We start from the raw sequence: 24,907 nt of genomic DNA, 5'->3' as shown, positions 1-24,907 counted from the left end.
GCTACGGGAATGGGTAACCTCGAGCCTGTGAGTGACGACACCAACGCCCCGCGCCCCGCTGCGCCCTCCCCTGCGGCCCTGGCCCGCATGGCTCCCCACCCCTCCGTGACCCCGGCCCCCGAGGTGCCGGCGGTCACCACCGACCACTCCGCCTCGGCCGCCTTCGGCCGCGCGGACGAGGAGGGCCGGGTCTTCGTGCGCGAGGGCGACGGCGAACGCGAGGTCGGCTCCTACCCCGGCGCCACCCCCGACGAGGCCCTGCAGTACTTCGCCCGCAAGTACGACGAGCTCTTCGCCTCCGCCACCCTCCTGCGCCAGCGTCTGGACTCCCACGACGTCTCCGCCAAGGAGATCGCCGACGGGCTGAAGTCGCTGCGCGAGCACGCCGAGCAGCCCAATGTCGTCGGTGACCTGCCGGCACTCGCCACGGTCATCGGCGAGCTCGAGGAAGGCCTGACCGCCAAGCGGCAGACCGAGACCGCCGAGCGCGCCGAGGCCAAGAAGGTCGCAGCCGCCGAGCGGGAGAAGATCGTGGCCGAGGCCGAGCAGATCGCGGCCCAGCCCGTCGACAAGGTCCAGTGGAAGCAGTCCACCGCGCGCATGCGGGCCCTGCTCGACGAGTGGAAGGCCCACCAGCGGGGCAAGGTCCGGCTGGACAAGGACGTCGAGAGCGCGCTGTGGCAGCGCTTCTCCAAGGCGCGCAACGGCTTCGACAAGGCCCGGCGTTCCCACTTCGCCCACCTCGAGCAGTCGCGCGGCGAGTCCAAGGCGATCAAGCAGGACCTCGTCGAGCAGGCCGAGCGCCTGTCGACCTCGACCGACTGGAATGCCACCGCTGGCGCCTACAAGCGCCTCATGGACGAGTGGCGCCGCGCCGGCCGGGCCGGCCGCGCCGACGACGACCGGCTGTGGGAGCGCTTCCGCACCGCCCAGGACACCTTCTTCAACGCCAAGGACGCCGAGGCGGCCAAGGAGGACGAGGCGCACCGGGGCAACCTCGAGGTCAAGGAGTCGCTGCTCGCCGAGGCCGAGGCGCTGCTCCCGGTCAAGGACCTCGACAAGACCAAGGCCGCGCTGCGCGGCATCCAGGAGCGCTGGGAGGCCGCCGGCAAGGTGCCGCGTGCCGACATCGACCGCATGGAAAAGGGGATGCGCCGCGTCGAGCAGACGGTGCGCGAGGCCGAGGACAAGAAGTGGGCCTCCTCCAACCCCGAGCTGTCCGCCCGCGCCTCGTCAATGGTCACCCAGCTCGAGGCCAAGGTCGCCGAGCTGCGAGCAGAGGTGGAGGAGGCCGAAGGGCCGCGGCGACGCCTCCCGCGCGGCGAAGCTGCGCGAGCAGCTCGACGCCCAGCAGGCCTGGCTCGACCAGGCTCGCAAGGGCCTCGACGAGTTCGGCGGCTGACTTTCACTCGGGCGGCGAGGAGGGATGGCGCAGGCTCACCCCTTCTTGCTCGACCCACCCGTGATGCGGAAGCAGTCGAAGACCGACTCGATCCGCTTGACCTGGTCCACGACGTGGCTCAGGTGGGCGACATCGCCCATCTCGAAGGTGAACCGTAGGACGGCCACCCGGTCGCGGGAGGTGTGCACGGCAGCCGAGAGGATGTTGACGCCGCTCTCGGACAACACCCGAGTGACATCGGAGAGCAGCCCCGCCCGGTCGAGGGCCTCGACCTGCACCTGCACGAGGAAGAGGCTCGTGCTGCTGGGGGCCCACTCGACCTCGATGAGCCGCTCGGCCTCCTTCTTCAGCGACGAGGCATTGGGGCAGTCGACCCGGTGGACCGAGACGCCGTTGCCCCGGGTGATGAAGCCCATGATCTCGTCGCCCGGCACGGGCGTGCAGCACTTGGCGAGCTTGACCCACAGGTCGTCGACGCCCTTGACGACCACACCCGGGTCGTTGGTGCTGCGTGGTCGACCGATCGGGCCGGGCATCGTCGCCTCGGCGAGGTCCTCGGTCGCCCCGTCCTCTCCCCCGGCCGTGGCGATGAGCCGGGAGACGACGTGCTGCGCCGAGACGTGCCCCTCGCCGACCGCGGCGTACAACCCGTCGACGTCCTGACGACGCAGCTCGCTCGCGACGGCGGTGAGGCTCTCGACGGTGAGGATGCGGTGCAGCGGGAGGTTCTGCTTGCGCACGACCTTGGCGATGGCCTCCTTGCCGGCGTCGACCATCTCCTCACGGCGCTCTTTGGTGAACCAGTGCTTGATCTTGTTGCGGGCCCGCGCCGAGCGCACGAAGTTGAGCCAGTCGCGCGACGGCCCCGCCCCCTCGGCCTTGGAGGTGAGGATCTCGACGGCGTCACCGTTGTCGAGGGGCGAGTCGAGCGGGACGAGCCGGCCGTTGACCCGGGCACCGATGCACCGGTGACCGACCTCGGTGTGCACCGCATAGGCGAAGTCCACCGCCGTCGCCCCGGCCGGCAGGGCGATGACCTGTCCCTTGGGGGTGAAGGCGTAGACCTCCTGGGTGGTGATCTCGTAGCGCAGCGAGTCGAGGAACTCGCTGGGGTCGGAGGTCTCCTTCTGCCAGTCGAGCAGCTGGCGCAACCACGCCATCTCCCCCACCTGGCCGTCGTCGACGCGACCGCCGTCCGGGCTGCCCTGGTCCTTGTACTTCCAGTGCGCCGCGACGCCGTACTCGGCCCGCCGGTGCATCTGGTGGGTGCGGATCTGGATCTCGACCGGCTTGCCCTGCGGCCCGATGACCGTCGTGTGCAGCGACTGGTACATGTTGAACTTCGGCAGCGAGATGTAGTCCTTGAAGCGTCCGGGCAGGGGGTTCCACCGGGCGTGCAGGGCGCCGAGCGCCGCATAGCAGTCGCGCACCGTGTCGACGAGGACGCGCACGGCGACGAGGTCGTAGATCTCCCCGAACTCTCGGCCGCCGACGATCATCTTCTGGTAGACGGAGTAGTAGTGCTTGGGACGGCCCGTCACCACGGCCTTGATCCGCGCCTCGCGCAGGTCGGTGACGACCTGGGAGCGCACCGTCGTGAGGTACTCCTCCCGTGCCGGCGCCCGCTCGGCGACGAGACGGACGATCTCCTCGTAGACCTTGGGGTAGAGCGTGGCGAAGGAGAGGTCCTCGAGCTCCCACTTGATGGTGTTCATGCCGAGCCGGTGCGCCAGGGGCGCGTAGATCTCGAGCGTCTCCTGCGCCTTGCGCTGGGCCGAGGCAGGTGAGACGTAGCGCCAGGTGCGCGCATTGTGCAGCCGGTCGGCGAGCTTGATGACGAGCACCCGGATGTCGCGCGCCATCGCGACGATCATCTTGCGCACCGTTTCGGCCTGGGCGTTGTCGCCGTAGGTGACCTTGTCGAGCTTGGTCACCCCGTCGACGAGCTTGGCCACCTCGGCGCCGAACTCCTCCTCGAGGTCCTCGAGGCTGTAGTCGGTGTCCTCGACGGTGTCGTGCAGCAGTGCCGCAGCAAGCGTCACCGGCGTCATGCCGAGCTCGGCGAGGATCGTCGTCACCGCGAGCGGGTGGGTGATGTAGGGGTCGCCGCTCTTGCGCACCTGGCCGCGGTGCGCCCGCTCGGCGACCGCATAGGCGCGCTCGATGATCGAGACGTCGGCCTTGGGATGGTTCTGCCGCACGATCTGCAGCAGGGGGTCGAGCACGCCGGGCGTCGCGGCCCGGCCGCTGCCGATGCGCGCCAGCGAGGCACGCGCCAGCGACCGCGGTGAAAATCCGCTGCTGCCGGTGTTGCGCTCGCTCATGGAGTGAGCCTAGACCGTGACGAGGCTCCGGACGTCACGACCCGTCAGGCCGGTGCGTCCACCGAGTGCGGCGATCTCGGCGAGCACCTCGATGCCGGGCACCTCTGCGCCGCAGGACTCGAGCAGCCGGCAGGCGGCCGCCGCGGTGCCACCGGTCGCCAGGACGTCGTCGACGACGAGCACCCGGGCGCCGGGCGCGATCGCGTCGTCGTGCACCTCGATCCGGGCACTGCCGTACTCGAGGTCGTAGTCCAGACCCACCGTGCGGCCGGGCAGCTTGCCCGCCTTGCGCACCGGCACGAAGCCCACGCCCAGGTGCACGGCCACGGCCGCGCCGAAGATGAAGCCCCTCGCCTCCAGACCGGCGACGGCATCGACCCGGCCGGCCCAGGGCCGAGCGTGCTCGGCGACGACGTCGGCGAAGAGCGCCGCATCCGCGAGCAGCGGCGTGATGTCCTTGAAGGTCACCCCCGGCTCGGGGAAGTCCGGGATGTCGCGCAGCGCGCCGAGGATGCGGTTGCGCAGCGTCGCGTCGACCTCGCGCGTCGGCAGGGTCACCCCTTGCCCCGGCGGTTGCGCGCGGTCTTCTTCGGCTGGTTGCGCGGTCCGGACTGCGCGTACTTGTGCACCTTGCGGCCGGTGACCGTCTGGCCCTCGCCCGACTCCTCCGACGACGAAGGGGAGTTCCCCTCGGTGGTCGAGGTGGCACGGGAGGGCGCCTCGGTGACGGCCGAGCCGTCGTCCGCACCACCAGCCGCCGAGCCTGCCGCAGCGCCGGCGCCGGCGCTCACCCTCGCCGGCACGCGCTCGCGCACGGCGGAGGCCTTGTGGTGCTTGCCCGCGGCCTTGTCGAGCGCGACGACGTCGGCGTCCTTGCGGCGCAGGTCGACGAGCAGCGGGGTGGCGATGAAGACCGAGGAGAAGGCACCGACGGTCATGCCGATGAAGAGCGCGAGCGACAGGTCGAGCAGCGTGCCGGGGCCGAGCTTGGCGAAGCCGATGATGAGCACGGCGACGATGGGCAGGACCGCGATGACCGTGGTGTTGATCGAGCGGACCAGGGTCTGGTTGACCGCGAGGTTGGCGGCGTGGGCGAAGGTCGAGCGCTTGTTCTGGAAGGCCGCCCGGGTGTTTTCCTTGACGTGGTCGAAGACGACCACGGTGTCGTAGAGCGAGTAGCCCAGGACGGTGAGGAAGCCGATGAGCGTGGCCGGCGAGACCTCGAAGCCGGTCCACGTGTAGATCCCGACGGTGATGAGCATGTCGTGGGCCAGCGCGACCATCGAGGCGACGGCCATCTTCCAGTTGCGGTAGTACAGCGCCATCAGGGCCGTGGTGATGACGAGGAAGACGACCAGCGCCCGCAGGGCCTGCTGGCTCACCGAGGCACCCCACGAGGGGCCGATGAAGTTGGAGCTGACCTCGGACTGGGCCACGCCGAAGGTGCTGGCCAGCTCGCGGGCGACCTCGCGCGACTCGTCGCCGTCGAGCTCCTCGGTCTGCACCCGGATCGTGTCGCCGCCGATGGTGGTGACATTGGCCGAGGCGGAGCCACCGGCGACCTCACGGACGGCCGAGGTCGCGTCGTCCTCGTAGGAGGCCGGCGCCCCCTGGGTGACGACGCGGAACTCCGAACCGCCGGTGAACTCGAGGCTGAGGTTGAGCCCCTGGACGACGAAGCCGAGTGCGGCGACCGCCATGATGACGGCCGAGGCGATGTACCAGGTCTTGGACTTGCCGACGAAGTCGATCGACCGGTCGCCGGTGTAGAGGTCGTTGCCCCACTGCGCCATGCGACTCATCGGGCGCCCCCTTCGGCCGGCACGGCGACCGGGTTGTCGATGTCGAAGTTGCCGCGGCCCTTGTATCGGACCTTGGCCTCACGCAGCGTGTCGACGTCGAAGCCCGACCACTTGTGACCGGAGGCGAAGAACTTGTTGCGGGCGAGGATCGTCAGCAGCGGGTGCGTGAAGAGCCAAAAGATCGCGAGGTCGATGAGCGTCGTCAGGCCCAGGGTGAAGGCGAAGCCACGCACACCCGAGCTGGCGAGGACGTAGAGCACGACAGCGGCAATGAGGTTGACGCCGTCGGCGACGAGAATCGTGCCCTTGGCCCGGGCCCAGCCGGCCTCGACCGCGGCCCGCAGGTTCCTCCCTTCGCGCAGCTCGTCCCTCACTCTCTCGAAGTAGACGATGAAGGAGTCGGCTGTCACGCCGATGGCGATGATCAGACCGGTCACGCCGGCCATGTCGAGGCGATAGTTGTAACCCCACGCCAGCAGCGCGATCGCCAGATAGGTGATGCCGAAGGCCACGAGCATCGAGCCGATGACGACGACCGAGAGCGCACGGTACTGCAGGAGCGCGTAGAGCAGCACGACGAAGAGGCCGATGAGGCCGGCGATGATGCCGTAGCGCAGCTGCTCGGAGCCGAGGGTCGGGCTGATCTCCTGACGGCTCTGCACGTCGAAGGACAGCGGCAGGGCACCGAACTTCAGCGACTTGGCCAGCGACCGGGCCTCGTCGATCGAGAAGCCGGAGATGCTCGCCTGGCCGTTGGGGATGGCCTCGTTGAAGCCCGGGTCGATGAGCACCTTGGAGTCGAGGACGGCCGCCAGGGCGTTGTAGGAGCCCGGCGGGTTGGTCGGGCTGGCCGGGTTGAGCCCCGGCAGCTTGACCATCTGCTTCGAGACGTCGCCGTACTCCTTGCGGCCCTTGCTCGTGAGCGTCAACTGGATCTCGGGCTCGTTGGTCTGCTGGCCCTGCGGGCCGACCCGATAGCCGGCCTCGGCGTCGGCGATCTCGGTGCCGGCGACGACGACCGGACCGAGGACGTACTTGAGGCTGCCGTCGTCCTTGCACGCGACGATCGCCTCGTCGGTCTTGCCGACGGGCTGGTCCTCCGGAGGCTTGGCGCAGTTGAGGTCCTGGAACTCGCGCCAGAGCTTGGTCGAGATGTGGTTGGGGTCGGTCGCGCTCGTGGGCTCGCCCGTGGGCTTCCAGGAGTCGGCCGAGGGGTCGGTGCCGGTCGGTGCGGCCGTCGAGCTGCTCGACGGGGCCGAGGCGGACGAGCTCGGCGACGACGTGCCCGACCCGCTGCCCGACGAGCTCGGGGTGGGTTCGGCGGTGCGCTCCTGGTTGCGCGAGGCCGGCGTCGAGCTGCTCCGGCTCGCGCTCGGCTGGGCGCTGGAGCTGCTCGAGCTCGAGGACCCCGAGCCGGAGGACCCCGACCCGGAGGAGCTCGAGGCGGACGGCTGCGGCTGGGCAGCCTCGGGGTCACCGATGTCGGTGGCGAGCACCGGGCGGAACTGCATCTGCGACGACGCGGCGATCGCGTCCTGCTGCTCCTTCGTCGGCACACCGGGCATGGCGACGACGATGTTGGACGAGCCCTGCGTGGTCACCTCGGCGCCGGAGGTACCCTGCGCGTCGATGCGCTGGACGATGATGTCGCGGGCCTCCTCGAGCTGCTGCTGGGAGACCGAGCCGCCGTCGGTGCTGCGCGGCGAGAGGATGAACTGAAAGCCGCCCTCGAGGTCGAGCCCGAGCGCGGGCGTCCACGAGGCGTCCCTCTTCCACACGCCGTAGCCCAGCGCGCCGGTGAGCATGATGATGAAGGCGAAGAGCCACATCAGGGTGCGCTTGGCGTTGTCCTTGCGGGCGACGTCCTGGGTGCGTCGGCGCTCGGCCATGTCAGTCCCGCCCGTCGGTGTCGGTGGTGACGTCCCCGCCCGGCGCGACCTTGGCGCCGATGGCGCGTCGGTCGAGGGTGAGCACGACGCCCGGGGCGGCCTCGAGGCGCACCCGGTCGTCCTCGACCTCGGTGATCCGCCCGAAGATGCCCGAGGTCGTCACGACCTCTTCCCCGACCTGCAGGGAGGCGGAGAAGTCCGCGAGGGTCCTCTGCCGACGCCGCGCACTCCACAGCATGAAGCCGATGAGGACGAGCGGGAGGATCAGCAGGATCAGGCTGGCGGTCTGCGAGCCTTGGTTCATGGGTGCGGACTTCCTGGGTCGGGACTGGTCGGTCGGCTGACGTCGCAGTGGCTCGGGGTCTCCCGAGCCAGTGGCCGAGTCTAGGTCAGCGCTGTTGCCCTCACCAACGGACACGGCGGGGCGTGGGGTTCCGTCGTGGGCTCAGCCGAGTCGACCGGTGTCGGGGCCGTCGACGAAGGGGAGGCCCACCTGCTCCCCCGCTGGTGGCGTGAGCCCGAGGTGCTGCCAGGCCGCCGGGGTGGCGATGCGGCCGCGCGGGCTGCGGACGATGTAGCCCTGACGCACGAGATAGGGCTCGGCGACGGTCTCGACGGTGTCGGTCTCCTCCCCCACGGCGACGGCCAGGGTCGACAGGCCGACCGGCCCACCGCCGAAGCGCCGGCACAGGGCGTCGAGCACGGCCCGGTCGAGCCGGTCGAGCCCGGCCTCGTCGACGTCGAAGAGCGCCAGCGCGGCCTGCGCGGCGTTGACGTCGACCTGCCCGGTGCCGTGGACCTGGGCCCAGTCACGGACCCGTCGCAGCAGGCGGTTGGCGATGCGGGGTGTGCCGCGGGAGCGCAGCGCGATCTCGGCCAGGGCGTCGTCGTCGGCCGTGACCCCGAGCAGTCGGGCGCTGCGCGCGAGGATCCGCTCGAGGTCGGCGACCTCGTAGAAGTCGAGGTGGCCGGTGAAGCCGAAGCGGTCGCGCAGGGGTGCCGGCAGCAGGCCGGCGCGCGTCGTCGCCCCGACGACGGTGAAGGGCGGCAGCTCGAGCGGGATGGCGGTCGCGCCCGGGCCCTTGCCGACGACGACGTCGACCCGGAAGTCCTCCATCGCCAGGTAGAGCATCTCCTCGGCGGGCCGGGACATGCGGTGGATCTCGTCGAGGAAGAGCACCTCGCCCTCGGCGAGCGAGGAGAGCACCGAGGCCAGGTCGCCGGCGTGCTGGATCGCCGGGCCCGAGGTGACCCGGATCGGCTGCTCGAGCTCGGCGGCGACGATCATCGCCAGGGTCGTCTTGCCCAGCCCGGGCGGCCCGGACAGCAGCACGTGGTCGGGCGGGGCGCCGCGGCGTCGGGCGGCCTCGAGCACGAGACCGAGCTGGTCGCGCACCTTGGGCTGGCCGGGGAACTCGTCGAGCCGACGCGGCCGCAGCGCGGCCTCGACGGTGGTGTCGTCGTCGGTGCCGCCCGCGTCGACGATGCGGGCGGTCGCGTCGTAGGAGCCGTCGCCGGCGCGGGGGTCCTCGTCGTCGGCGACGCGCATCTCGGAGCTGAAACCACTCATCGGGCGAGCACCTGCAGCGCGGCGCGCAGGGCGCCGGAGACGTCACCCGGGCCGTGCTCGTCGGCGACCGTGGCCACGGCCTCGGTGGACTGCTTGGCCGAGTAACCGAGCCCGACGAGCGCCTCGGACACCTGCTCCTGCCAGGCCGCGGCGGGCGCGGCAGCAGCCGCGGCCCCAGCGGCACCGCCGGGCACCTCGGGCAGCTTGCCCCGCAGCTCGAGGGCGATGCGCTCGGCACCCTTCTTGCCGATGCCGGGGACCTTGGTGAGGGTCGCGATGTCGTCGGCCGCGACCGCGGCCGCCAGCTCGAGGGGGCTGAGCACGGACAACAGCGCCATGGCCACCCGCGGGCCGACCCCGGTGACCGTCTGGGCCAGCTCGAAGGTGTCGCGCTCGTCGGCGCTGGCGAACCCGTACAGGGTCATCGAGTCCTCGCGCACGATCATGCTCGTCGCGAGCTCGACCGGCTGGCCGACGCGTGCCGAGGCGGCCACGGCAGGTGGGGTGTGGACGAGCAGGCCGATGCCGTGGACGTCGACGACCACCCGGTCGAGCCCGACGTGCCGTGCGGCGCCGGTGACCGAGGCGATCATCGGGCGACCGACCGCAGACGCGCCCGCTCGCTCGCCGCTGCGAGCTCCCGGCGGGCCGAGCCGGCGCCCCGCCACTGGTGACAGATGGCCAGCGCCAGCGCATCGGCCGCGTCGGCGGGTCGGGGGGCCTCGGAGAGGGAGAGGATGCGGGTGACCATCGTCGTGATCTGCGCCTTGTCTGCCCGGCCGGAGCCGGAGACGGCTGCCTTGACCTCGGTGGGCGTGTGCAGTGTGACCGGCAGCCCCCGTCGGGCCCCGGCGAGGTGGACCAGCCCGCTGACCTGGGCGGTCGTCATGACCGTGGGCACGTGGTCCGCGGCGTAGACGCGCTCGAGGGCGATCGCATCGGGCTCGAAGCGGTCGAGCCAGGCGTCGAGCTCGTCCTGGACGTAGGCCAGACGGTCACCGGTGGACCGCTCGCTCGAGGTCCGCACCACGCCGACCGCGACCATGCGCAGGGCGCGGGCCTCGCCCTCGACGACCCCCAGGCCGCACCGGGTCAGCCCGGGGTCCACGCCGAGCACTCGCACCGTGGCCTCCTGGGATCGACTCGAACACGTGTTCTGGTCGAGGTTACGTGTCGGCGGCGCACCCGGCGCCGCCGACACGCCGGGTCAGGAGTCGTCGGCCTCGAGCTCGGCGAGGACCTCGTCGGAGATGTCGCCGTTGGTGAAGACGTCCTGGACGTCGTCGCTGTCCTCGAGGGCTTCGACGACGCGGATCATCTTCTTGGCGCCGTCCTTGTCGAGCGGGACCTGCATGCTCGGCAGGAAGGAGGCCTCGGCCGAGTCGTAGTCGACGCCGGCCTCCTGCAGCGCGGTGCGGACGGCGACGAAGTCGGTCGCCTCGGACACGATCTGCCACGAGTCGCCGAAGTCGTTGATCTCCTCGGCGCCGGCCTCGAGCACGATCTCGAGCAGGTCGTCCTCGCTCTTCTCCGCCTTGGGCACCATGACGACGCCCTTGCGGTTGAAGAGGTAGGCGACCGAGTTGGGGTCGGCGAGGTTGCCGCCGTTGCGCGACAGGGCCGTGCGCACCTCGGTGGCGGCGCGGTTCTTGTTGTCGGTGAGGCACTCGATGAGGATGGCGACACCACCGGGGGCGTAGCCCTCGTAGGTGATGTTCTCCCAGTCGGCGCCACCGGCCTCGGCGCCCGAGCCGCGCTTGACGGCGCGGTCGATGTTGTCATTGGGGACCGAGCTCTTCTTCGCCTTCTGGATCGCGTCGTAGAGCGTGGGGTTGCCGGTGGGGTCGCCGCCACCGGTGCGCGCCGCGACCTCGATGTTCTTGATCAGCTTGGCGAAGAGCTTGCCGCGCTTGGCGTCGATCGCCGCCTTCTTGTGCTTCGTGGTTGCCCACTTGGAGTGGCCGGACACGTTGGTCTCCTCGATGTGGCTGGCAGGTGGTCCGAGGGTCGATCCTACGCGGCGCGCCGCACCATCTCGACGAAGAGCGCGTGGACGCGGTGGTCCCCGGTCACCTCGGGGTGGAAGCTCGTGGCCAGCAGGTGCCCCTGCCGCACGACGACGGGACGGGACTCCCCCTTCGCCTCGATGCTCGCGAGCACCTCGACGTCGGGACCGGCCTGCTCGACCCACGGAGCGCGGATGAAGACCGCGCGCACCGGTCCGCCGGCGAGGCCGGCCACCTCGAGATCGGTCTCGTGGGAGTCGACCTGACGGCCGAAGGCATTGCGCCGCACCGTGATGTCGAGACCGCCGAGGGTCTGCTGCTGCGGGTGCCCGTCGAGCAGACGGTCGGCGAGCAGGATCATCCCGGCGCAGCTGCCGTAGACCGGCAGCCCCTCCGCGATGCGGGAGCGAAGGGGGTCCCGCAGCCCGAAGACCCGGGTGAGCTTGTCGATGGTCGTCGATTCCCCGCCGGGCAGGACGAGTCCGTCGACCCGCTCCACCTCCTCGGGTCGGCGGACCGCGATCGTCCTCGCTCCCGCCGCCTCGAGCGCGGCCCGGTGCTCCCGCACGTCGCCCTGGACGGCGAGGACGCCGACGGTGGGTGTCGTCACCAGCCGCGCTCGGCGAACTGGATCGAGCGGGCCGGCTCGTCGACGTTGATCCCGACCATCGCCTCACCGAGCCCGCGGGAGACCTTGGCCAGGGTGTCGGGGTCGTCGAAGAAGGTCGTCGCCCGGACGATCGCCTCGGCGCGCTGTGCAGGGTTGCCGGACTTGAAGATCCCGGAGCCGACGAAGACTCCCTCGGCGCCCAGCTGCATCATCATCGCGGCGTCGGCCGGGGTGGCGATGCCACCGGCGGTGAAGAGGACGACCGGGAGCCTGCCCGCCGTCGCGACCTCCTTGACCAGCTCGAAGGGGGCCTGCAGCTCCTTGGCCGCGACGTAGAGCTCGTCCTCCGCCAGCCCCTGGAGGCGGCGGATCTCCTGGCGGATCTGGCGCATGTGGGTCGTGGCGTTGGAGACGTCGCCGGTGCCGGCCTCCCCCTTCGAGCGGATCATCGCCGCACCCTCGGTGATGCGGCGCAGCGCCTCGCCGAGGTTGGTGGCCCCGCAGACGAAGGGGACGGTGAAGTTCCACTTGTCGATGTGGTTGGCGTAGTCGGCCGGGGTGAGGACCTCGGACTCGTCGATGTAGTCGACCCCGAGGGACTGCAGCACCTGGGCCTCGACGAAGTGGCCGATGCGTGCCTTGGCCATGACGGGGATCGAGACGGCCTCGATGATGCCGTCGATCATGTCGGGGTCGCTCATCCGGGAGACGCCGCCCTGGGCACGGATGTCGGCCGGCACCCGCTCGAGCGCCATGACGGCGACGGCGCCGGCGTCCTCGGCGATCTTCGCCTGCTCCGGCGTGACGACGTCCATGATGACGCCGCCCTTGAGCATCTCGGCCATGCCGCGCTTGACGCGTGCGGTGCCGGTCTCGGTCTGGGTCTCGGTGGTCATGTCGTGCTCCTCGTCGGGCCGCGCGTCGCGACGTCCATTTGATCTAGGCCAAAACGTAGCACGGCACAGGACAATGTCCCGGTCCGCGTCCGCAGAGCGGTCGGGACCACCTAGACTCACCCGTGATGAGCACCCAGACGCCGCAGATCTCCGGCGGCACCGCGGCCGAGATCGCCGACAGCGTCCGCGGCCTCGTCGAGCGCGGCCACCTGGCCCCCGGCGAGGTCCTCCCGCCGGTCCGTGCCCTCGCCGAGCAGCTCGGCGTCAACCGCAACACCGCCGTCGCCGCCTACCGCGACCTCGCCCGCTCGGGGGTCGTCGTCTCGCAGGGACGCGCCGGGACCCGGGTGGCGCGACGCAGCCGGGTGCCCCAGGAGGGCTTCGCCGCGGCCGGCGCGCTCCGCGACGTCGGCACGGGCAACCCCGATCCGCACCTCATCCCCGACCTCGCGCCCGCACTGGCGAGCGTCGCCGATCGCGGCCCCGTGCTCTACGGCGAGCCGACAATCGACCGGGACCTCGGGTCGTGGGCGCTCGACTGGATGGCCCCCGACGTGCCGGTCCCGGCCTCGGACGTGCGGCTGACCCTGACGAGCGGCGCGGTCGATGCCGTCGAGCGCCTGCTCGCGCAGGCGCTGCTGCGCGACGACGCCGTGGCGCTCGAGGACCCGTGCTTCCTCGCGAGCATCCATCTCGCCCAGCTCGGCGGTTACCGGGCGGTCCCGGTCCCGGTCGACGCCGAGGGCATGACGGTCGAGGGGCTGCGCCACGCCCTCGACCAGGGGGTGCGGGCGGTCGTGTGCACCCCGCGGGCCCAGAACCCCACCGGCTCCTCGCTGAGTGCCGCCCGCGCCGCGGCGCTGCGCGAGGTGCTCGCCGACCACCCCTACGTCCTCGTCATCCAGGACGACTACTTCTCCTACCTGTCCCAGCAGCCCTTCCACTCCATCGTCGGCCCCGATCACCGGCGCTGGGCGCTGGTGCGCTCGGTCTCGAAGTTCGTCGGCCCCGACATGTGCCTGGCCGTCACGGCCTGCGACGCCGACACCGCCGCCCGCCTCGAGATGCGCCTGAGCCCCGGGACCACCTGGGTCAGCCACCTGCTGCAGCGGATCACCCACGCGGTGATCACCGACCCCTCCGCGCTCGCACTCATCGAGCGCGCCGGGAAGCACTACGCCGAGCGCAATGCCGCCTTCGCCGCGCTGCTCACCGAGCGTGGCCTGCCCACCTCTCCCGGTGACGGCGTCAGCCTGTGGGTCCCGCTGCCGGTCGCGGCACGGGAGGTCGCCGATCGGCTGACCCGGCGTGGCTGGCTGGTGCGCACGGGAGACGAGTTCCGCCTGGCGGAGGGCGCACCCCCTTCGCAGCACCTGCGCCTCACGGGGCACGACCTCGACGAGGCCTCGGCCGCGACCCTCGCCGACGACATCGTCGCCGCCGCGACCGCCACGGCCTGAGCCCGACGTCAGGGCAGCTGGTGGCCGGGCCCGCTCGGTGACGGCGGCTCGACGTGGCCCGGTGTCGTCTCCGCGGGTCGGTACCCGGCCCCACCACGAAGGGGAGGCCGGCGGGCCCGCTCGCCGCGCACCGCGAGCAGGAGCGCGGCGACGAGTGCGGCGAGCAGCAGGGGGAGGCAGCACAGCACCCCGAGGACCAGCGACGACATGCCCCGATCATGACGGCTGTGCGGCGCTCAGGCTCCCGGGAGCGTGTCGTCGAACTCCACGGTCTGCGGCAGGTCGGCGTGGCCGGCCAGTCGGAACAGGCGCACCACCCGCTTGGCCCGCACCCGCTGGACGTCCTTGACAGCGTCGTTGTGGAAGCGACGGGCGAGCTGCACCCGCAGGCCCGCCTCGCGGACGCGCTCGAGCGCAGCGGCTCCGGGGTCCCCCTGCGTCTCGATGTCGCGGGTGACCTCGGGTGGCAGCGCCGCGTGCAGGATCTCGGTCAGCTCGCTCTCGACCGACTCCCGGCCGGCGAAGTGCTGTCCCTCGAGGAGGTCGGCCTCGAAGGTGCGCTCGTTGACCCGCTCCAGCGACTCGCTCGCCGCGGCCGCCAGGAGGAAGCCCGTCGCCGGGTCGAGGGCACCGGAGTTGGCCAGCTCCAGGCTTGACTCGGCCCGCCGCACGACGTGCGCGTCGAGGGCCGACAGGGCGCCCTCGACCTTGGCGTGCAGCCGATCGAGCCGCGCGGCGCTGTAGGAGAGGTACCAGGCGAGGAGGAGCAGGACGCAGAGCGTCAGGGCGATCCAGCTCAAGGTCTCCATGGCTCTCCTGCCCGGCCACGCGGCCCGCGGTCACCGATCCGGCCCAGTCCCGGCCGCAGCCGGGTCACCTCGCGGGGGTGCCCCGCGTCGAGGACGGTCTCGTAGACGGCGATGATCTCGCGGGCGACGACGTCCCAGTCGAAGGCCCGCGCGCGCTCCCGCCCCAGTCGCGAGAGGGTCGCGCGTCGCTCTGGGTCGCCGAGCAGCTCGACGATCCGGGCGGCGAGGTCCTCGGGGCGCTCGCTCGCGAAGAGGGCTCCGGCCATACCGGCGCGCCCCGCGTCGAGGACCCTCTGGAAGGCCGCCAGGTCGCTGGCGAGGACGGGTGCGCCGGCCGCCATGGCCTCGACGAGGACGATCCCGAAGCTCTCTCCCCCGGTGTGGGGCGCGATGTAGAGGTCGGCGGACGCCAGGGCCGATGCCTTGTCCTCGTCGGACAGGGCTCCGAGGAACTCGGTGGCCGCCGCGACCCCCTCGGGCAGCTTGGCCCGGGCCGCCTCGGCGCTCCCGGGGCCGACGACGAGCAGCCGCGCACCGGGCACGGTGTCGAGGACCGCGGGCATCGCCTCGGCGAGGACCGGCAGACCCTTGCGCGGCTCGTCGATCCGACCGAGGAAGACGATCGTCGGGCGTCCGGGCGCGCCGGTCCACCGCGGGTCACGCTCGGCGCGGGCGAAGGCGCTGGTGTCGACGCCGTTGGGGATCACGACGGCGTCCCCACCGATGTGGGTGGTGACCGTGCGCCGCGCGTCCTCGGAGACGGCGATGCGCCCGTGGATCTTCTCCAACGACGGCCGCAGGAGCGGGTAGGCGGCCTGCATGACGCGTGAGCGGACGTTGGAGGTGTGGAAGGTGGCGACGACGGGGCTCGTGGCCGCCCACAGCGCGAGCACCGACAGGCTGGGCGCGAGCGGCTCGTGGATGTGCACGACGTCGAAGTCGCCTTCCTCGAGCCACCGGCCCACGCGGGCCGACGCGACCGGACCGAAGAGCAGCCGGGCGGTCGAGCCGTTGTAGCGGATCGGCACGGCCCGCCCGGCCGGGACGACGTGCTCGGGCAGGACGGTGCCCTCGTCGGCAGGGGCGAGCACCGACGGCTCGTGACCGTGCCGAGCGAGGTAGTCGGCGAGGTCGCGGATGTGGAACTGCACTCCCCCGGGCACGTCGAAGGAGTAGGGGCTCACCAGACCGACCCTCACGCGGCGCTCCGGTCCGCGGTCGTGGTCGCTCGGTCGCGTGCGGGGTCGAGGTCGTCGACGAAGACCCGCTGCATCATGTGCCAGTCGGCGGTGTGCCGGGTGATCGCGCTGCCGAAGGCGTCGGCGCAGGCCTGGGTCGTGCGCGCGACCGCGTCGCGCGAGCCGGCGGGCGCGACGGTGACCGCGTCGTGGACCGTCACGACCATGCCCCACCGGCGACCGACCCGCTCGTGCCGCAGGGTGACCGGGTAGAGCGGCAGGCCGGTCTCGACGGCCAGGGCTGCCGGACCGGCTGCCATCCGCGCGCGGTGGCCGCACAGGTCGACCTCGACCCCGCTCGCCGACAGATCGCGGTCGGCGAGCAGCGGCATGACGACCGGCTCCCCCGTCGCGAGCTGTGCCCGCAGCCGCTCGTAGGTGCCCCGCTCGGCCGGGTGGATGACCATGCCCAGCTGCTCGCGGTAGTCGAGGAAGGCCCGGAACATCTCCTCGGGCTCGAGCCGCTCGGCCACCGTGACGACGGTGCCGAGGTGACGGGCGCACCACACCCCCGCCAGGTCCCAGTTGCCGGTGTGGCCGAGGAAGGCCAGCACCGGTCGCCCGGCGAGCAGGTGCGACTTCAGCTCGGGCAAGGCGCCCTCGAAGCGCACGAGGGAGTCGACGTCGGTGCCGCTCACGGACGGCAGCCGGAAGGCCTCGACGTAGTAGCGAAGGGAGGCTCGCACCCCCTCGGCCACGAGCGCCTCGAGCTCCTGCGGCCCCAGCTCCGGACGCACCCGGGCGTAGTTGGCCCGCAGCCGCTGGACGGAGCTGCCGTTGCCCGCCACGGTCCGGTCGGCGGCGAGGTCGAAGAGCGCGTAGGCCGCGCGGGTCGGCAGCAGCCGCAGCACCCGCCAGGCCAGGAGGAAGGCGAGGACGGTGGCGCGCTGCCGCAGCCGGGTCACGGTCCCGAGGGTGTGGTTCCGGCGGCCTCTGCGGCGATGACCTGCTGGCGCACGAGGAGGACCCGCTGGAGGATCGTGACGAAGCTCGCGACGGCGAGCAGGCCGAGCACCACCGTGAGGACGATCTCGGGCAGGCCCAGCCCGACGAGACCGGTCGTCACGAGCGCAGCCACCAACCGGTCGGCTCGCTCGGCGATGCCGACATCGGCCCGCATGCCCAGGCCCTCGGCCCGGGCGCGGGCGTAGGAGACGACGCTGCCGAGGACGAGGCAGGCGAGAGCGAGCCAGGCCTTGAGCCGGTCGTCACCACCCTGGAAGTACCAGATCGTCAGGCCGGAGAAGATCGCCGCGTCGCCGATGCGGTCGAGCGTGGAGTCGAGGAAGGCGCCCCACTTGCTCGAGTGCCCGAGCTCGCGCGCCATGATCCCGTCGATGGTGTCGGAGAAGACGAAGGCGGTGATGACCAGGACACCGACGAGCAGCTGACCCCGCGGGAAGAAGACGAGCGCCCCGAGGCAGACGCCGAGCGTGCCGAGGATGGTGACGACGTCTGGGCTGATGCCCAGGCGGAGCAGCAGGCGCGCCACCGGGGTGAGGATCCGGGTGACGGCTGCGCGCGCGTATCGGTTGAGCATGGCGGGTCAAGCGTAACTGCGCGGGGCCGGTGCTCCTGACGGCGCACCGGAGTGTGATGCAGGCCCCGTCGGCTCAGCTGCCGGCGTCCGGCCAGGCCACCGCCAGGGCGGCGCGCGCGTCCTCGAGGAGGATCGGCAGCGCCTTGGTCTGCGCGACGATCGGCAGGAAGTTCATGTCGCCGCCCCACCGCGGGATGACGTGCTGGTGCAGGTGGGCCGCGACGCCCGCCCCGGCGACGGCGCCCTGGTTCATGCCGAGGTTGAAGCCGTGCGGGTTGGAGCTGGCCTGCAGCGCCCGGATCGCCGCCTTGGTCAGGGCGGTGAACTCCAGGGTCTCCTCGTCGGTGAGGTCGATGTAGAGCGAGACGTGCCGGTAGGGGCAGACGAGGACGTGACCGGCGTTGTAGGGAAAGAGGTTCATGACGACGAAGCAGGTTTCGCCCCGGTGGACGATGAGGCCCTCGGCGTCGTCCTTGTCGGGAGCGACGCAGAAGGGGCAGCCGTCCCCGGCCTCGTCGCTGGGCCGCTCCCCCGTCACGTAGGCCATCCGGTGGGGCGTCCACAGCCGGTCGAAGCCATCGGGCACGCCCACGAGGGAGCGATCGTCCTCGGTCGGGTGGTCGTGCTGCGTCATGGGCCCGATCCTGTCACGCCCCACGGCGAAGGGGAGTTCTCCCCCTTCGCCACGAGGTCGGGTCGCGGCAGGATGGCGACATGCACCCAGGACTGCAAAATGTCGCCAACCGCGCCGCCTACTACGCCACCCTCCGCCAGACGCTGCTCGCCGAGACGCTCGAGGAGCAGGTCGGCGATCACCAGATCGCCGGCGACCTGCAGGAGGGGACGCTGCAGTTCGTCGGCGCCGAGCGCACCCTCACCGCCCGCTCCCACCTCATCGCCTCGGTCGCCCCTGGGCCGAAGTCGTTGCTCTGGGGCTGGGCGCACCCCCAGGGTGGCGGCGAGGTGGCCGGCCGGGTCAAGGAGCTCGGAGAGCGCTTCGGCATCACCGACCTCACCTCGCCGGAGCTGCCCTTCGACGCCGGCGACGACATCGCGGGGACGACGGCCCACCTGGGCCACCTCGCGGCCTGCGTGGGCGTCGAGGCGACGCGCCTCTCCCCCTACTACACGGTGAATGCCGACGGCGGCACCCGACTCGTCATGATGCTCGAGGGCATCGACGTGCCCGAGCCGAGCCTCATGCAGGTCGCCTCGCGCATCGAGCCGGTGCTCACCAGCGGCATCATCACCGACCACCGCTCGGCCGTGCTGGGTCTCGCGGAGCACCGCGAAGGCTTCTCGGTCGACGACCAGGGGCAGCAGCTCGTGCTGTCCGACGAGACCGGGTCGGTCACGTTCAGCCTCGACGACCGCCAGCGCATCACCAACGCGAGCATGAGCCTGCAGGGCGCCGCGGGCTGAGGTCAGGCCCGCGGCGGGGTCCACTCGCGCAGCCGGCCGGTCGGGTCGCCGAAGCCGGTGGCGTCGAAGAGCGGTCGCCCCGCGTCGCTCGAGTTGAGCCGCACGAAGCGCACCCGCTCGGCGGTCGCCGCCTCCTGCACCGCGTGCAGCAGGCGCCGGCCCAGCCCCTCGCGGCGTCGGTCGGCGGTGACGAAGACCTGCTGGACGTACCACCACTCCGGCCGCCCGGGGTGGCTCAGCGTCGGCAGCTTGCGCACCGGGTGGACGAGGACGCACCCGACCGGGCGACCGTCGGGCTCCTCCGCGATCCAGCCCCGCTGCGCGGCGAAGTCGGCCAGGAGGGCATCGGCATACTCGGTGAGGAAGCCGGGCCGTGGCGTGCGCCCGGCCTCACGGTCCTGCTGGAGGCGCAGCGCGCCGAGCGAGAGCGCGTCGTCGCGCTCGATCGGGCGGATCCGCGTCGTCATGCCCGCAACATAACCAAGAACGAGCATTTCTTTAGGGAAACGCGGCCCGGAGGCTGCATTGCCGTAGGGCAATGCAGCCTCCGGTGGGCTCGATCCCTCAGATCGTGCCGGCGGGCGCGGCGTCCGGGCCGGGGTTGGTCAGGCTCGGCGCCGACATCACCTGGTCCTTGGCCTCGACGGCCGCGAGGACGCGCGCGATCGCGGTCTCGATCGGCAGCCCGTTTTCCTGGGACCCGTCGCGGTAGCGGAAGGAGACGGCGTTGTTGCTGCGGTCCTCCTCGCCGGCGATGAGAGTGAAGGGCACCTTGGACTTGCTCGCATTGCGGATCTTCTTCGGGAAGCGGTCGTCGCTCTCGTCGAGCTCGACCCGGATCCCCTGCGCCCGCATCTGCTGCAGCACGTCCCAGAGGTAGTCGTTGTACTCCTCGGCGACCGGCACACCTAGCACCTGGACGGGCGAGAGCCACACCGGGAAGGCGCCGGCGTAGTGCTCGACGAGCACACCGATGAAGCGCTCGGTCGAGCCGAACTTCGCCGAGTGGATCATCACCGGCTGCTGACGGGAGCCGTCGGCCGCCTGGTACTCGAGCGCGAAGCGGTCCGCGGACGGCTGGTTGAAGTCGTACTGGATCGTGCTCATCTGCCAGGTGCGGCCGATCGCGTCACGAGCCTGCACCGACACCTTGGGGCCGTAGTAGGCCGCGCCGCCCGGGTCGGGCACGAGCTCGAGACCGGTCTCGGAGCACACCTGCTCGAGGACGGACGTCGCCTCGGCCCAGTCCTCATCGCTGCCGATGAACTTCGAGCTCTTGTCGCCCCCTTCGTCGCGGGTCGACAGCTCGAGGTAGAAGTCGTCGAGACCGAAGTCGCGCAGCAGCCCGAGGATGAAGTCGAGCAGGTGACGGATCTCGTCGGGCGCCTGCTCCTTGGTGACGTAGGAGTGGCTGTCGTCCTGCGCGAAGCCGCGCACCCGGGTCAGGCCGTGGATGACGCCGGACTTCTCGTGGCGGTAGACGTGCCCGAACTCGAAGAGCCGCAGCGGCAGCTCGCGGTAGGAGCGCTGCTTGCTGCGGTAGATGAGGTTGTGCATGGGGCAGTTCATCGCCTTGAGGCGGTAGTCCATGCCGTCGACGTCGAAGGGGGGATACATGCCTTCGCCGTAGTACGGGAGGTGGCCGGAGGTGTGGAAGAGCCCCTCCTTGGCGATGTGGGGGGTCCCGACGTACTCGAAGCCCTCCTCGATGTGCCGCTGGCGGACGTAGTCCTCCATCTCGCGCTTGATGACCCCGCCCTTGGGGTGGAAGACGGGCAGGCCGGAACCGATCTCGTCGGGGAAGGAGTAGAGGTCGAGCTCGCGGCCGAGCTTGCGGTGGTCGCGCTTCTCGGCCTCCGCGAGGCGGTCGAGATAGGCCTTCAGCTCGTCCTTGGTCGGCCAGGCCGTGCCGTAGACGCGCTGCAGCTGCGGGTTCTTCTCGCTGCCGCGCCAGTAGGCCGCGGCGCTGCGCATGATCTTGTAGGCATTGCCGATGACCTTGGTGCTCGGCACGTGCGGGCCGCGGCACAGGTCACCCCAGGCACGGGTGCCGTCGCGGCGGACGTTGTCGTAGATCGTCAGCTGGGCGCCGCCCACCTCGACCGAGGCGCCCTCCGCAGCGTCCTCGGAGGCGCCGCCCTTGAGGCCGATGAGCTCGCACTTGTAGGGCTCGCCGGCCAGCTCGACGAGCGCGTCGTCGTCGCTGATCTCGCGGCGAACGAAGGTCTGGCCCTCGTTGATGATCCGCTGCATCGCCTTGTCGAGGGCCTTGAGGTCCTCGGGGGTGAAGGGCTCCTCGACGTCGAAGTCGTAGTAGAAGCCGTCGCGGATCGGCGGGCCGATGCCGAGCTTGGCGGAGGGGTTGATCTGCTGCACGGCCTGGGCCAGGACGTGGGCCGTGGAGTGCCGCAGCACGTCGAGGCCGTCCTGCTCCTGCGCCGTGACCGGCTCGACGACATCGCCCTGGGCGAGCTCGTGCGCGAGGTCCCGCAGCTCGCCGTTGACCCGGGCTACGAGCACGGCCCGGTCGCCCTCGAAGACGTCCGCGGCAGTAGTGCCCTGGTCCACCGATCGCTCGTCTCCGGCGACGTTGATGGTGATCTGGGCAGACACGGGTGGCTCCTGTGGGACGGTTCGCGGTGCCCGGCCGGGCACCCGACGAACTCTATCCCCGCGAAGGGGGCGGCCCCCAACGCATTCCCCCGCTGAGTACCAGAGCCCATGTGCCACCCCCTTCGTCGTCCCTACCTTCGAGTCATGCTCACCAAGGACGCTCGACTGCTCCCGCACACCGCCTGCTGGTTCGGCGTGCTCAGCCTGCTCGCCGTGCTGTGCTTCCACTTCCCCGAGCTGCTCACGAGCCAGGAGTTCCGCCCCGTCTACACCTCGGGGTTTGCTCGTGGCCTGCTGCTCGTCGGCATCATCGGGGCCTTCGTCATCGGCACGGTCGCCGTGCTCGCCGGGCAGCGACGGCCCATCGCCTTCACCGGTGTCGTCGCGGCCACGGTGGCCGTGCTCCTGGGTGGCTCCTCGATCCCGCTCGGCGAGATCGAGCCGACCCCGTGGTCGCTCGGGGTCGACTGGTTCATCCTCTCGCTCGTCTTCTCCGCGCTCGTCTTCATCCCGCTCGAGCGCTGCCTCGCCCACCGGCCGCACCCCGTGCTGCGCCGGGGCTGGCGCACCGACGTCTGCTACTTCTTCCTCAGCCACGTCCTCGTCCAGCTGATCCTCATCGTCGTCACGACGTCGACGACGACGGTCGCCGCCGCCATCGCGGTCGACCCGGTCAAGGAGCTGGTCGTCGGCCTGCCCCTGTGGCTGCAGGTCCTGCTCGCCGTCTTCGTCGCCGACCTCGCCCAGGCCGTGCTCCACCGCGCCTACCACCGGGTCACGAGCCTGTGGCGCTTCCACGCGGTGCACCACTCCAGCCGCGACCTCGACTGGCTCGCCGGCTCCCGCGTCCACCTCGCCGAGACGGTGCTCACCCGCAGCATCGTCCTGCTGCCGCTGATGGTCCTCGGCTTCTCGACGCCGGCCATGAACGCCTACGTCATCATCGTCGGTCTCCAGGCCGTCGTGGCCCACGCCAACATCGGTGTCCGCTTCGGCTGGCTCGAGTACCTCGTCGTGCTGCCGCGCTACCACCACTGGCACCACGCCCGGCACCTCGACTACTGGGACCGCAACTACGCGATCCACCTGCCGGTGGTCGACATGCTCATGGGCAGCTTCAAGCTTCCGCGTGACGGCAGCTGGCCGGAGGAGTACGGCGTGCTGCGGCTCGAGACCGTGCCGGAGGGCATCGTCGAGCAGCACCTCATGCCCTTCCGAGGGGACCGCGAGTACGACCGTCACGTGGCCTAGGCCGCTGCTGGTTGACTGGCCGACGTGCACATCACCCGGATCGGCCTCACCCCGCTCAAGGGCGCCCGCCACGCAGACCTCGACCACCTCCGGCTCGACCCGTCGGGACCGCTCGGTGATCGGCTGTTCTGCCTGCTCGAGGTCGACGAGGACCGGGTGCTGCGCACCGTGGAGAACCCCACGATGGTGCTCGTCTCCGCGGCCCGGGACGGCGCGGTCCTCACCGTCACCACGCCGAAGGGAGGGACGGTCGTCGGCGAGCCCGTGCCCACCGGGGACGTCGTCGAGGCGGACTACTGGGGGCGACCTGCTCGGCTCGAGGTCATGACCTCGGACCACGCCGAGCTCCTCGGGGGAACACCTCGACCGCCCGGTCCGCCTGGCCGGCATCCGGTCCGCGGGCGAGGTCGTCTACGGCGGGTCGGTCAGCATCGTGACCACCGGCGCCCTGCGCGAGCTCGGCGAGGTGCAGGATGCGCGGTTCCGCGCGACGCTGACGATCGCGGCCGACCGCGACCCCGAACCGGGCAGCCTGCTGCGCCTGGGCGAGGCCGTGGTGCGGGTGCGTGGTGCGGTCCCCCGCTGCCGGGTCGTCGACATCAACACCGAGACCGGTGAGCTGGACACGAGGCACCTGCACACGCTGGCGCGCCGCGACCGACCGGAGGGCGAGGTGCCCTTCGGCATCGACGCCGACGTCGTCACCCCGGGCGTGGTGCGTCGAGAGGACCCCGTCGCCCTGATCTGAGAGTGTGGGCGGGGCACACCACGGCGCACCCACGAGAGGCACGACCATGCACGTCATCTGGGGCCTGGGCGGCATGCTCGGCCTGCTCCTCATCGCCGCCGCGCTGTCGACCAACCGTCGCGCGATCCGGCTGCGGACGGTGCTGCCGGCGCTGGCGATCCAGGTCGGCTTCGGGGCGCTCGTGCTCTTCGTCCCGTGGGGCCGGACCGCGCTGCGGTGGGCCTCCGACGGCTTCCAATCCGTCATCGACTCGGCGACCGAGGGGATCAGCTTCCTCTTCGGCCCGCTGCTGCCCGACGAGGGCGTCGTCTTCGCCCTGCAGGTGCTGCCCGTCGTCGTCTTCTTCGCCTCGCTCACCGGTGTGCTCTTCCACCTGGGCTGGCTCCAGGTCGTCGTGCGGGTGCTCGGCGGCGGCCTGCAGCGGGTCCTGGGCACCGGCAAGGCCGAGTCCACCAATGCCGCGGCCAACATCTTCCTCGGGCAGACCGAGGCGCCCCTGGTCATCCGGCCCTACGTCGCCGGCCTGACCCGCTCGGGGCTCTTCGCCGTCATGGTCGGTGGACTGGCGTCGGTCGCGGGCTCGGTCCTCGTCGGCTACTCGCTGCTGGGCGCCGACCTCGACTACCTCATCGCCGCGAGCTTCATGGCCGCACCCGGCGCCCTGCTCATGGCCAAGATCCTCGTGCCCGAGGAGCCGGACAACGTCGCGTCCGGCACCGAGTTCGACGAGGCCGAGGTCGAGGCGGCCAAGCACACACCGAGCGAGCTCGGTGAGGTCACCGAGCACCGCAACGTCATCGACGCCGCAGCCGCCGGCGCCGCCGACGGGGCGAAGCTCGCGATCAACATCGGCGCGATGCTCCTCGCCTTCATCTCGCTCATCGCCCTGCTCAACGCCATGATCGGCGGGGTCGGCGGCTGGTTCGGGCACCCCGACCTGTCCTTCGAGACGATCATCGGCTACGTCTTCGCGCCGATCATGCTGATGATCGGCGTCCCGTGGCACGAGGCCGTTGACGCCGGGTCCTTCCTCGGGCAGAAGGTCATCGTCAACGAGTTCGTCGCCTTCACCAACTTCGGGCCCGAGGTCGAGTCCTACAGTCCGCGCACGCAGGCGATCGTCACCTTCGCGCTCACCGGCTTCGCCAACCTCAGCTCGCTCGGCATCCTCCTCGGCGGGCTCGGGTCGATGGCCCCGAGCCGCCGCAAGGACATCGCGAGCCTGGGCATGCGCGCGATCCTTGCCGCGACCCTGGCCAACCTCATGAGCGCGACGATCGCCGGGATCATGCTCGGCTGACCTTGCGCCGGGCGCAGCCCAGCGCAG

At 71.4% G+C, this 24,907-nt stretch carries 24 protein-coding genes and 2 pseudogenes; 7 read left to right on the top strand and 19 right to left on the bottom strand.

All coding sequences use genetic code 11. The features are described from left to right. Positions 1-9 precede the first annotated feature (9 nt). Positions 10-1,062, top strand: a pseudogene (locus tag H7A72_RS07360) (DUF349 domain-containing protein); the annotation flags it as partial. 375 nt (positions 1,063-1,437) lie between these two features. Here the strand turns inward: H7A72_RS07360 and H7A72_RS07355 are convergent. From H7A72_RS07355 to pdxS, 11 genes are all read right to left on the bottom strand, one after another. Then, positions 1,438-3,726 carry a bifunctional (p)ppGpp synthetase/guanosine-3',5'-bis(diphosphate) 3'-pyrophosphohydrolase gene (locus H7A72_RS07355; RefSeq protein WP_185222134.1) on the bottom strand — a complete coding sequence of 763 codons (2,289 nt, stop codon included), beginning with the start codon at positions 3,724-3,726 and terminating at the stop codon, positions 1,438-1,440. A gap of 9 nt (positions 3,727-3,735) precedes the next feature. Further along, entirely contained in the window at positions 3,736-4,284 is a 549-nt protein-coding gene (locus H7A72_RS07350; protein WP_223277830.1) for an adenine phosphoribosyltransferase, read from the bottom strand. Next, positions 4,281-5,528 (bottom strand): protein translocase subunit SecF, encoded by a 1,248-nt coding sequence (gene secF, locus H7A72_RS07345; protein WP_223277829.1) that lies wholly within the window; start codon positions 5,526-5,528, stop codon positions 4,281-4,283. Before secF ends, H7A72_RS07350 begins: the two co-directional genes overlap by 4 nt. Further along, positions 5,525-7,417, bottom strand: a complete 1,893-nt coding sequence (gene secD / locus H7A72_RS07340; RefSeq protein ID WP_185222133.1) for a protein translocase subunit SecD — start codon at positions 7,415-7,417, stop codon at positions 5,525-5,527. Before secD ends, secF begins: the two co-directional genes overlap by 4 nt. 1 nt (position 7,418) lies before the next feature. Further along, positions 7,419-7,721 carry a preprotein translocase subunit YajC gene (gene yajC, locus H7A72_RS07335; RefSeq protein ID WP_185222132.1) on the bottom strand — a complete coding sequence of 101 codons (303 nt, stop codon included), beginning with the start codon at positions 7,719-7,721 and terminating at the stop codon, positions 7,419-7,421. Between the two features lie 141 nt (positions 7,722-7,862). Next, positions 7,863-8,987, bottom strand: coding sequence for a Holliday junction branch migration DNA helicase RuvB (ruvB, locus tag H7A72_RS07330; RefSeq protein ID WP_223277828.1), 1,125 nt, complete (start codon positions 8,985-8,987; stop codon positions 7,863-7,865). Next, positions 8,984-9,580, bottom strand: coding sequence for a Holliday junction branch migration protein RuvA (gene ruvA, locus H7A72_RS07325; protein WP_185222131.1), 597 nt, complete (start codon positions 9,578-9,580; stop codon positions 8,984-8,986). The genes ruvB and ruvA overlap by 4 nt, the downstream gene beginning before the upstream one ends. Further along, positions 9,577-10,110 (bottom strand): crossover junction endodeoxyribonuclease RuvC, encoded by a 534-nt coding sequence (gene ruvC, locus H7A72_RS07320; RefSeq protein ID WP_072624520.1) that lies wholly within the window; start codon positions 10,108-10,110, stop codon positions 9,577-9,579. The genes ruvA and ruvC overlap by 4 nt, the downstream gene beginning before the upstream one ends. Before the next feature lie 84 nt (positions 10,111-10,194). Further along, complete coding sequence (locus H7A72_RS07315) at positions 10,195-10,956, bottom strand: YebC/PmpR family DNA-binding transcriptional regulator (RefSeq protein WP_185222130.1); 762 nt, start codon at positions 10,954-10,956, stop codon at positions 10,195-10,197. A 44-nt stretch (positions 10,957-11,000) separates the two neighbouring features. Then, positions 11,001-11,603, bottom strand: a complete 603-nt coding sequence (gene pdxT, locus H7A72_RS07310; RefSeq protein ID WP_185222129.1) for a pyridoxal 5'-phosphate synthase glutaminase subunit PdxT — start codon at positions 11,601-11,603, stop codon at positions 11,001-11,003. After that, positions 11,600-12,499, bottom strand: a complete 900-nt coding sequence (gene pdxS, locus H7A72_RS07305; RefSeq protein ID WP_185222128.1) for a pyridoxal 5'-phosphate synthase lyase subunit PdxS — start codon at positions 12,497-12,499, stop codon at positions 11,600-11,602. The genes pdxT and pdxS overlap by 4 nt, the downstream gene beginning before the upstream one ends. A gap of 125 nt (positions 12,500-12,624) precedes the next feature. Between pdxS and H7A72_RS07300 the strand changes: the two genes are divergently transcribed. After that, positions 12,625-13,959 (top strand): aminotransferase class I/II-fold pyridoxal phosphate-dependent enzyme, encoded by a 1,335-nt coding sequence (locus tag H7A72_RS07300; protein ID WP_185222127.1) that lies wholly within the window; start codon positions 12,625-12,627, stop codon positions 13,957-13,959. An 8-nt stretch (positions 13,960-13,967) separates the two neighbouring features. Here H7A72_RS07300 and H7A72_RS07295 read toward each other — a convergent pair whose 3' ends face one another. The 6 genes from H7A72_RS07295 to H7A72_RS07270 form a co-directional block, all read right to left on the bottom strand. After that, complete coding sequence (locus H7A72_RS07295) at positions 13,968-14,168, bottom strand: hypothetical protein (protein ID WP_185222126.1); 201 nt, start codon at positions 14,166-14,168, stop codon at positions 13,968-13,970. 27 nt (positions 14,169-14,195) lie between these two features. After that, positions 14,196-14,768 (bottom strand): hypothetical protein, encoded by a 573-nt coding sequence (locus H7A72_RS07290; protein ID WP_185222125.1) that lies wholly within the window; start codon positions 14,766-14,768, stop codon positions 14,196-14,198. Then, the gene (locus H7A72_RS07285; protein WP_185222124.1) at positions 14,756-15,967 is read right to left on the bottom strand and encodes a glycosyltransferase family 4 protein; all 1,212 of its coding nucleotides are present in this window, start codon (positions 15,965-15,967) and stop codon (positions 14,756-14,758) included. Before H7A72_RS07285 ends, H7A72_RS07290 begins: the two co-directional genes overlap by 13 nt. After that, the gene (locus H7A72_RS07280; RefSeq protein ID WP_223277827.1) at positions 15,964-16,911 is read right to left on the bottom strand and encodes a phosphatidylinositol mannoside acyltransferase; all 948 of its coding nucleotides are present in this window, start codon (positions 16,909-16,911) and stop codon (positions 15,964-15,966) included. Before H7A72_RS07280 ends, H7A72_RS07285 begins: the two co-directional genes overlap by 4 nt. Continuing rightward, positions 16,908-17,546 (bottom strand): phosphatidylinositol phosphate synthase, encoded by a 639-nt coding sequence (pgsA, locus tag H7A72_RS07275; protein ID WP_185222123.1) that lies wholly within the window; start codon positions 17,544-17,546, stop codon positions 16,908-16,910. Before pgsA ends, H7A72_RS07280 begins: the two co-directional genes overlap by 4 nt. Before the next feature lie 73 nt (positions 17,547-17,619). Further along, a complete protein-coding gene (locus tag H7A72_RS07270) occupies positions 17,620-18,180 on the bottom strand; it encodes an HIT domain-containing protein (protein ID WP_185222122.1) in 561 nt (186 codons plus the stop codon). 80 nt (positions 18,181-18,260) lie between these two features. Here H7A72_RS07270 and H7A72_RS07265 point away from each other — a divergent pair, with 80 nt between their 5' ends. Then, positions 18,261-18,968, top strand: a complete 708-nt coding sequence (locus H7A72_RS07265; protein ID WP_185222121.1) for a DUF6882 domain-containing protein — start codon at positions 18,261-18,263, stop codon at positions 18,966-18,968. Between the two features lie 2 nt (positions 18,969-18,970). Here H7A72_RS07265 and H7A72_RS07260 read toward each other — a convergent pair whose 3' ends face one another. After that, positions 18,971-19,435 carry a GNAT family N-acetyltransferase gene (locus H7A72_RS07260; RefSeq protein WP_185222120.1) on the bottom strand — a complete coding sequence of 155 codons (465 nt, stop codon included), beginning with the start codon at positions 19,433-19,435 and terminating at the stop codon, positions 18,971-18,973. Between the two features lie 97 nt (positions 19,436-19,532). After that, on the bottom strand, positions 19,533-21,581 hold the full coding sequence (gene thrS / locus H7A72_RS07255; protein ID WP_185222119.1) for a threonine--tRNA ligase: 2,049 nt from the start codon (positions 21,579-21,581) through the stop codon (positions 19,533-19,535). A 144-nt stretch (positions 21,582-21,725) separates the two neighbouring features. On the opposite strand from thrS, the gene H7A72_RS07250 reads away from it, so the two are divergent. From H7A72_RS07250 to H7A72_RS07240, 4 genes and pseudogenes are all read left to right on the top strand, one after another. Next, complete coding sequence (locus H7A72_RS07250; RefSeq protein ID WP_223277826.1) at positions 21,726-22,832, top strand: sterol desaturase family protein; 1,107 nt, start codon at positions 21,726-21,728, stop codon at positions 22,830-22,832. Positions 22,833-22,856: 24 nt separating this feature from the next. After that, a pseudogene (locus tag H7A72_RS17130) lies at positions 22,857-23,066 on the top strand (MOSC N-terminal beta barrel domain-containing protein); the annotation flags it as partial. Positions 23,067-23,265: 199 nt separating this feature from the next. Further along, a complete protein-coding gene (locus tag H7A72_RS16635; RefSeq protein ID WP_223277825.1) occupies positions 23,266-23,580 on the top strand; it encodes an MOSC domain-containing protein in 315 nt (104 codons plus the stop codon). Positions 23,581-23,626: 46 nt separating this feature from the next. Next, positions 23,627-24,880 (top strand): NupC/NupG family nucleoside CNT transporter, encoded by a 1,254-nt coding sequence (locus tag H7A72_RS07240; RefSeq protein WP_185222116.1) that lies wholly within the window; start codon positions 23,627-23,629, stop codon positions 24,878-24,880. The last annotated feature ends 27 nt before the right edge of the window (positions 24,881-24,907 follow it).

The sequence above is a fragment of the Janibacter sp. YB324 genome (assembly GCF_014217915.1).
GTDB classification, from domain to species: domain Bacteria; phylum Actinomycetota; class Actinomycetes; order Actinomycetales; family Dermatophilaceae; genus Janibacter; species Janibacter indicus.
This window is presented reverse-complemented; position numbering and strand designations above follow the sequence as displayed.

Coding starts and splice junctions, on each gene's coding strand:
- H7A72_RS07355 (WP_185222134.1), bottom strand. CDS start 3,726: ATGAGCGAGCGCAACACCGGCAGCAGCGGATTTTCACCGCGGTCGCTG.
- secF (WP_223277829.1), bottom strand. CDS start 5,528: ATGAGTCGCATGGCGCAGTGGGGCAACGACCTCTACACCGGCGACCGG.
- secD (WP_185222133.1), bottom strand. CDS start 7,417: ATGGCCGAGCGCCGACGCACCCAGGACGTCGCCCGCAAGGACAACGCC.
- yajC (WP_185222132.1), bottom strand. CDS start 7,721: ATGAACCAAGGCTCGCAGACCGCCAGCCTGATCCTGCTGATCCTCCCG.
- ruvB (WP_223277828.1), bottom strand. CDS start 8,987: ATGAGTGGTTTCAGCTCCGAGATGCGCGTCGCCGACGACGAGGACCCC.
- ruvA (WP_185222131.1), bottom strand. CDS start 9,580: ATGATCGCCTCGGTCACCGGCGCCGCACGGCACGTCGGGCTCGACCGG.
- pdxS (WP_185222128.1), bottom strand. CDS start 12,499: ATGACCACCGAGACCCAGACCGAGACCGGCACCGCACGCGTCAAGCGC.
- H7A72_RS07300 (WP_185222127.1), top strand. CDS start 12,625: ATGAGCACCCAGACGCCGCAGATCTCCGGCGGCACCGCGGCCGAGATC.
- H7A72_RS07295 (WP_185222126.1), bottom strand. CDS start 14,168: ATGTCGTCGCTGGTCCTCGGGGTGCTGTGCTGCCTCCCCCTGCTGCTC.
- H7A72_RS07290 (WP_185222125.1), bottom strand. CDS start 14,768: ATGGAGACCTTGAGCTGGATCGCCCTGACGCTCTGCGTCCTGCTCCTC.
- pgsA (WP_185222123.1), bottom strand. CDS start 17,546: ATGCTCAACCGATACGCGCGCGCAGCCGTCACCCGGATCCTCACCCCG.
- H7A72_RS07270 (WP_185222122.1), bottom strand. CDS start 18,180: ATGACGCAGCACGACCACCCGACCGAGGACGATCGCTCCCTCGTGGGC.
- H7A72_RS07265 (WP_185222121.1), top strand. CDS start 18,261: ATGCACCCAGGACTGCAAAATGTCGCCAACCGCGCCGCCTACTACGCC.
- H7A72_RS07260 (WP_185222120.1), bottom strand. CDS start 19,435: ATGACGACGCGGATCCGCCCGATCGAGCGCGACGACGCGCTCTCGCTC.
- H7A72_RS07250 (WP_223277826.1), top strand. CDS start 21,726: ATGCTCACCAAGGACGCTCGACTGCTCCCGCACACCGCCTGCTGGTTC.
- H7A72_RS07240 (WP_185222116.1), top strand. CDS start 23,627: ATGCACGTCATCTGGGGCCTGGGCGGCATGCTCGGCCTGCTCCTCATC.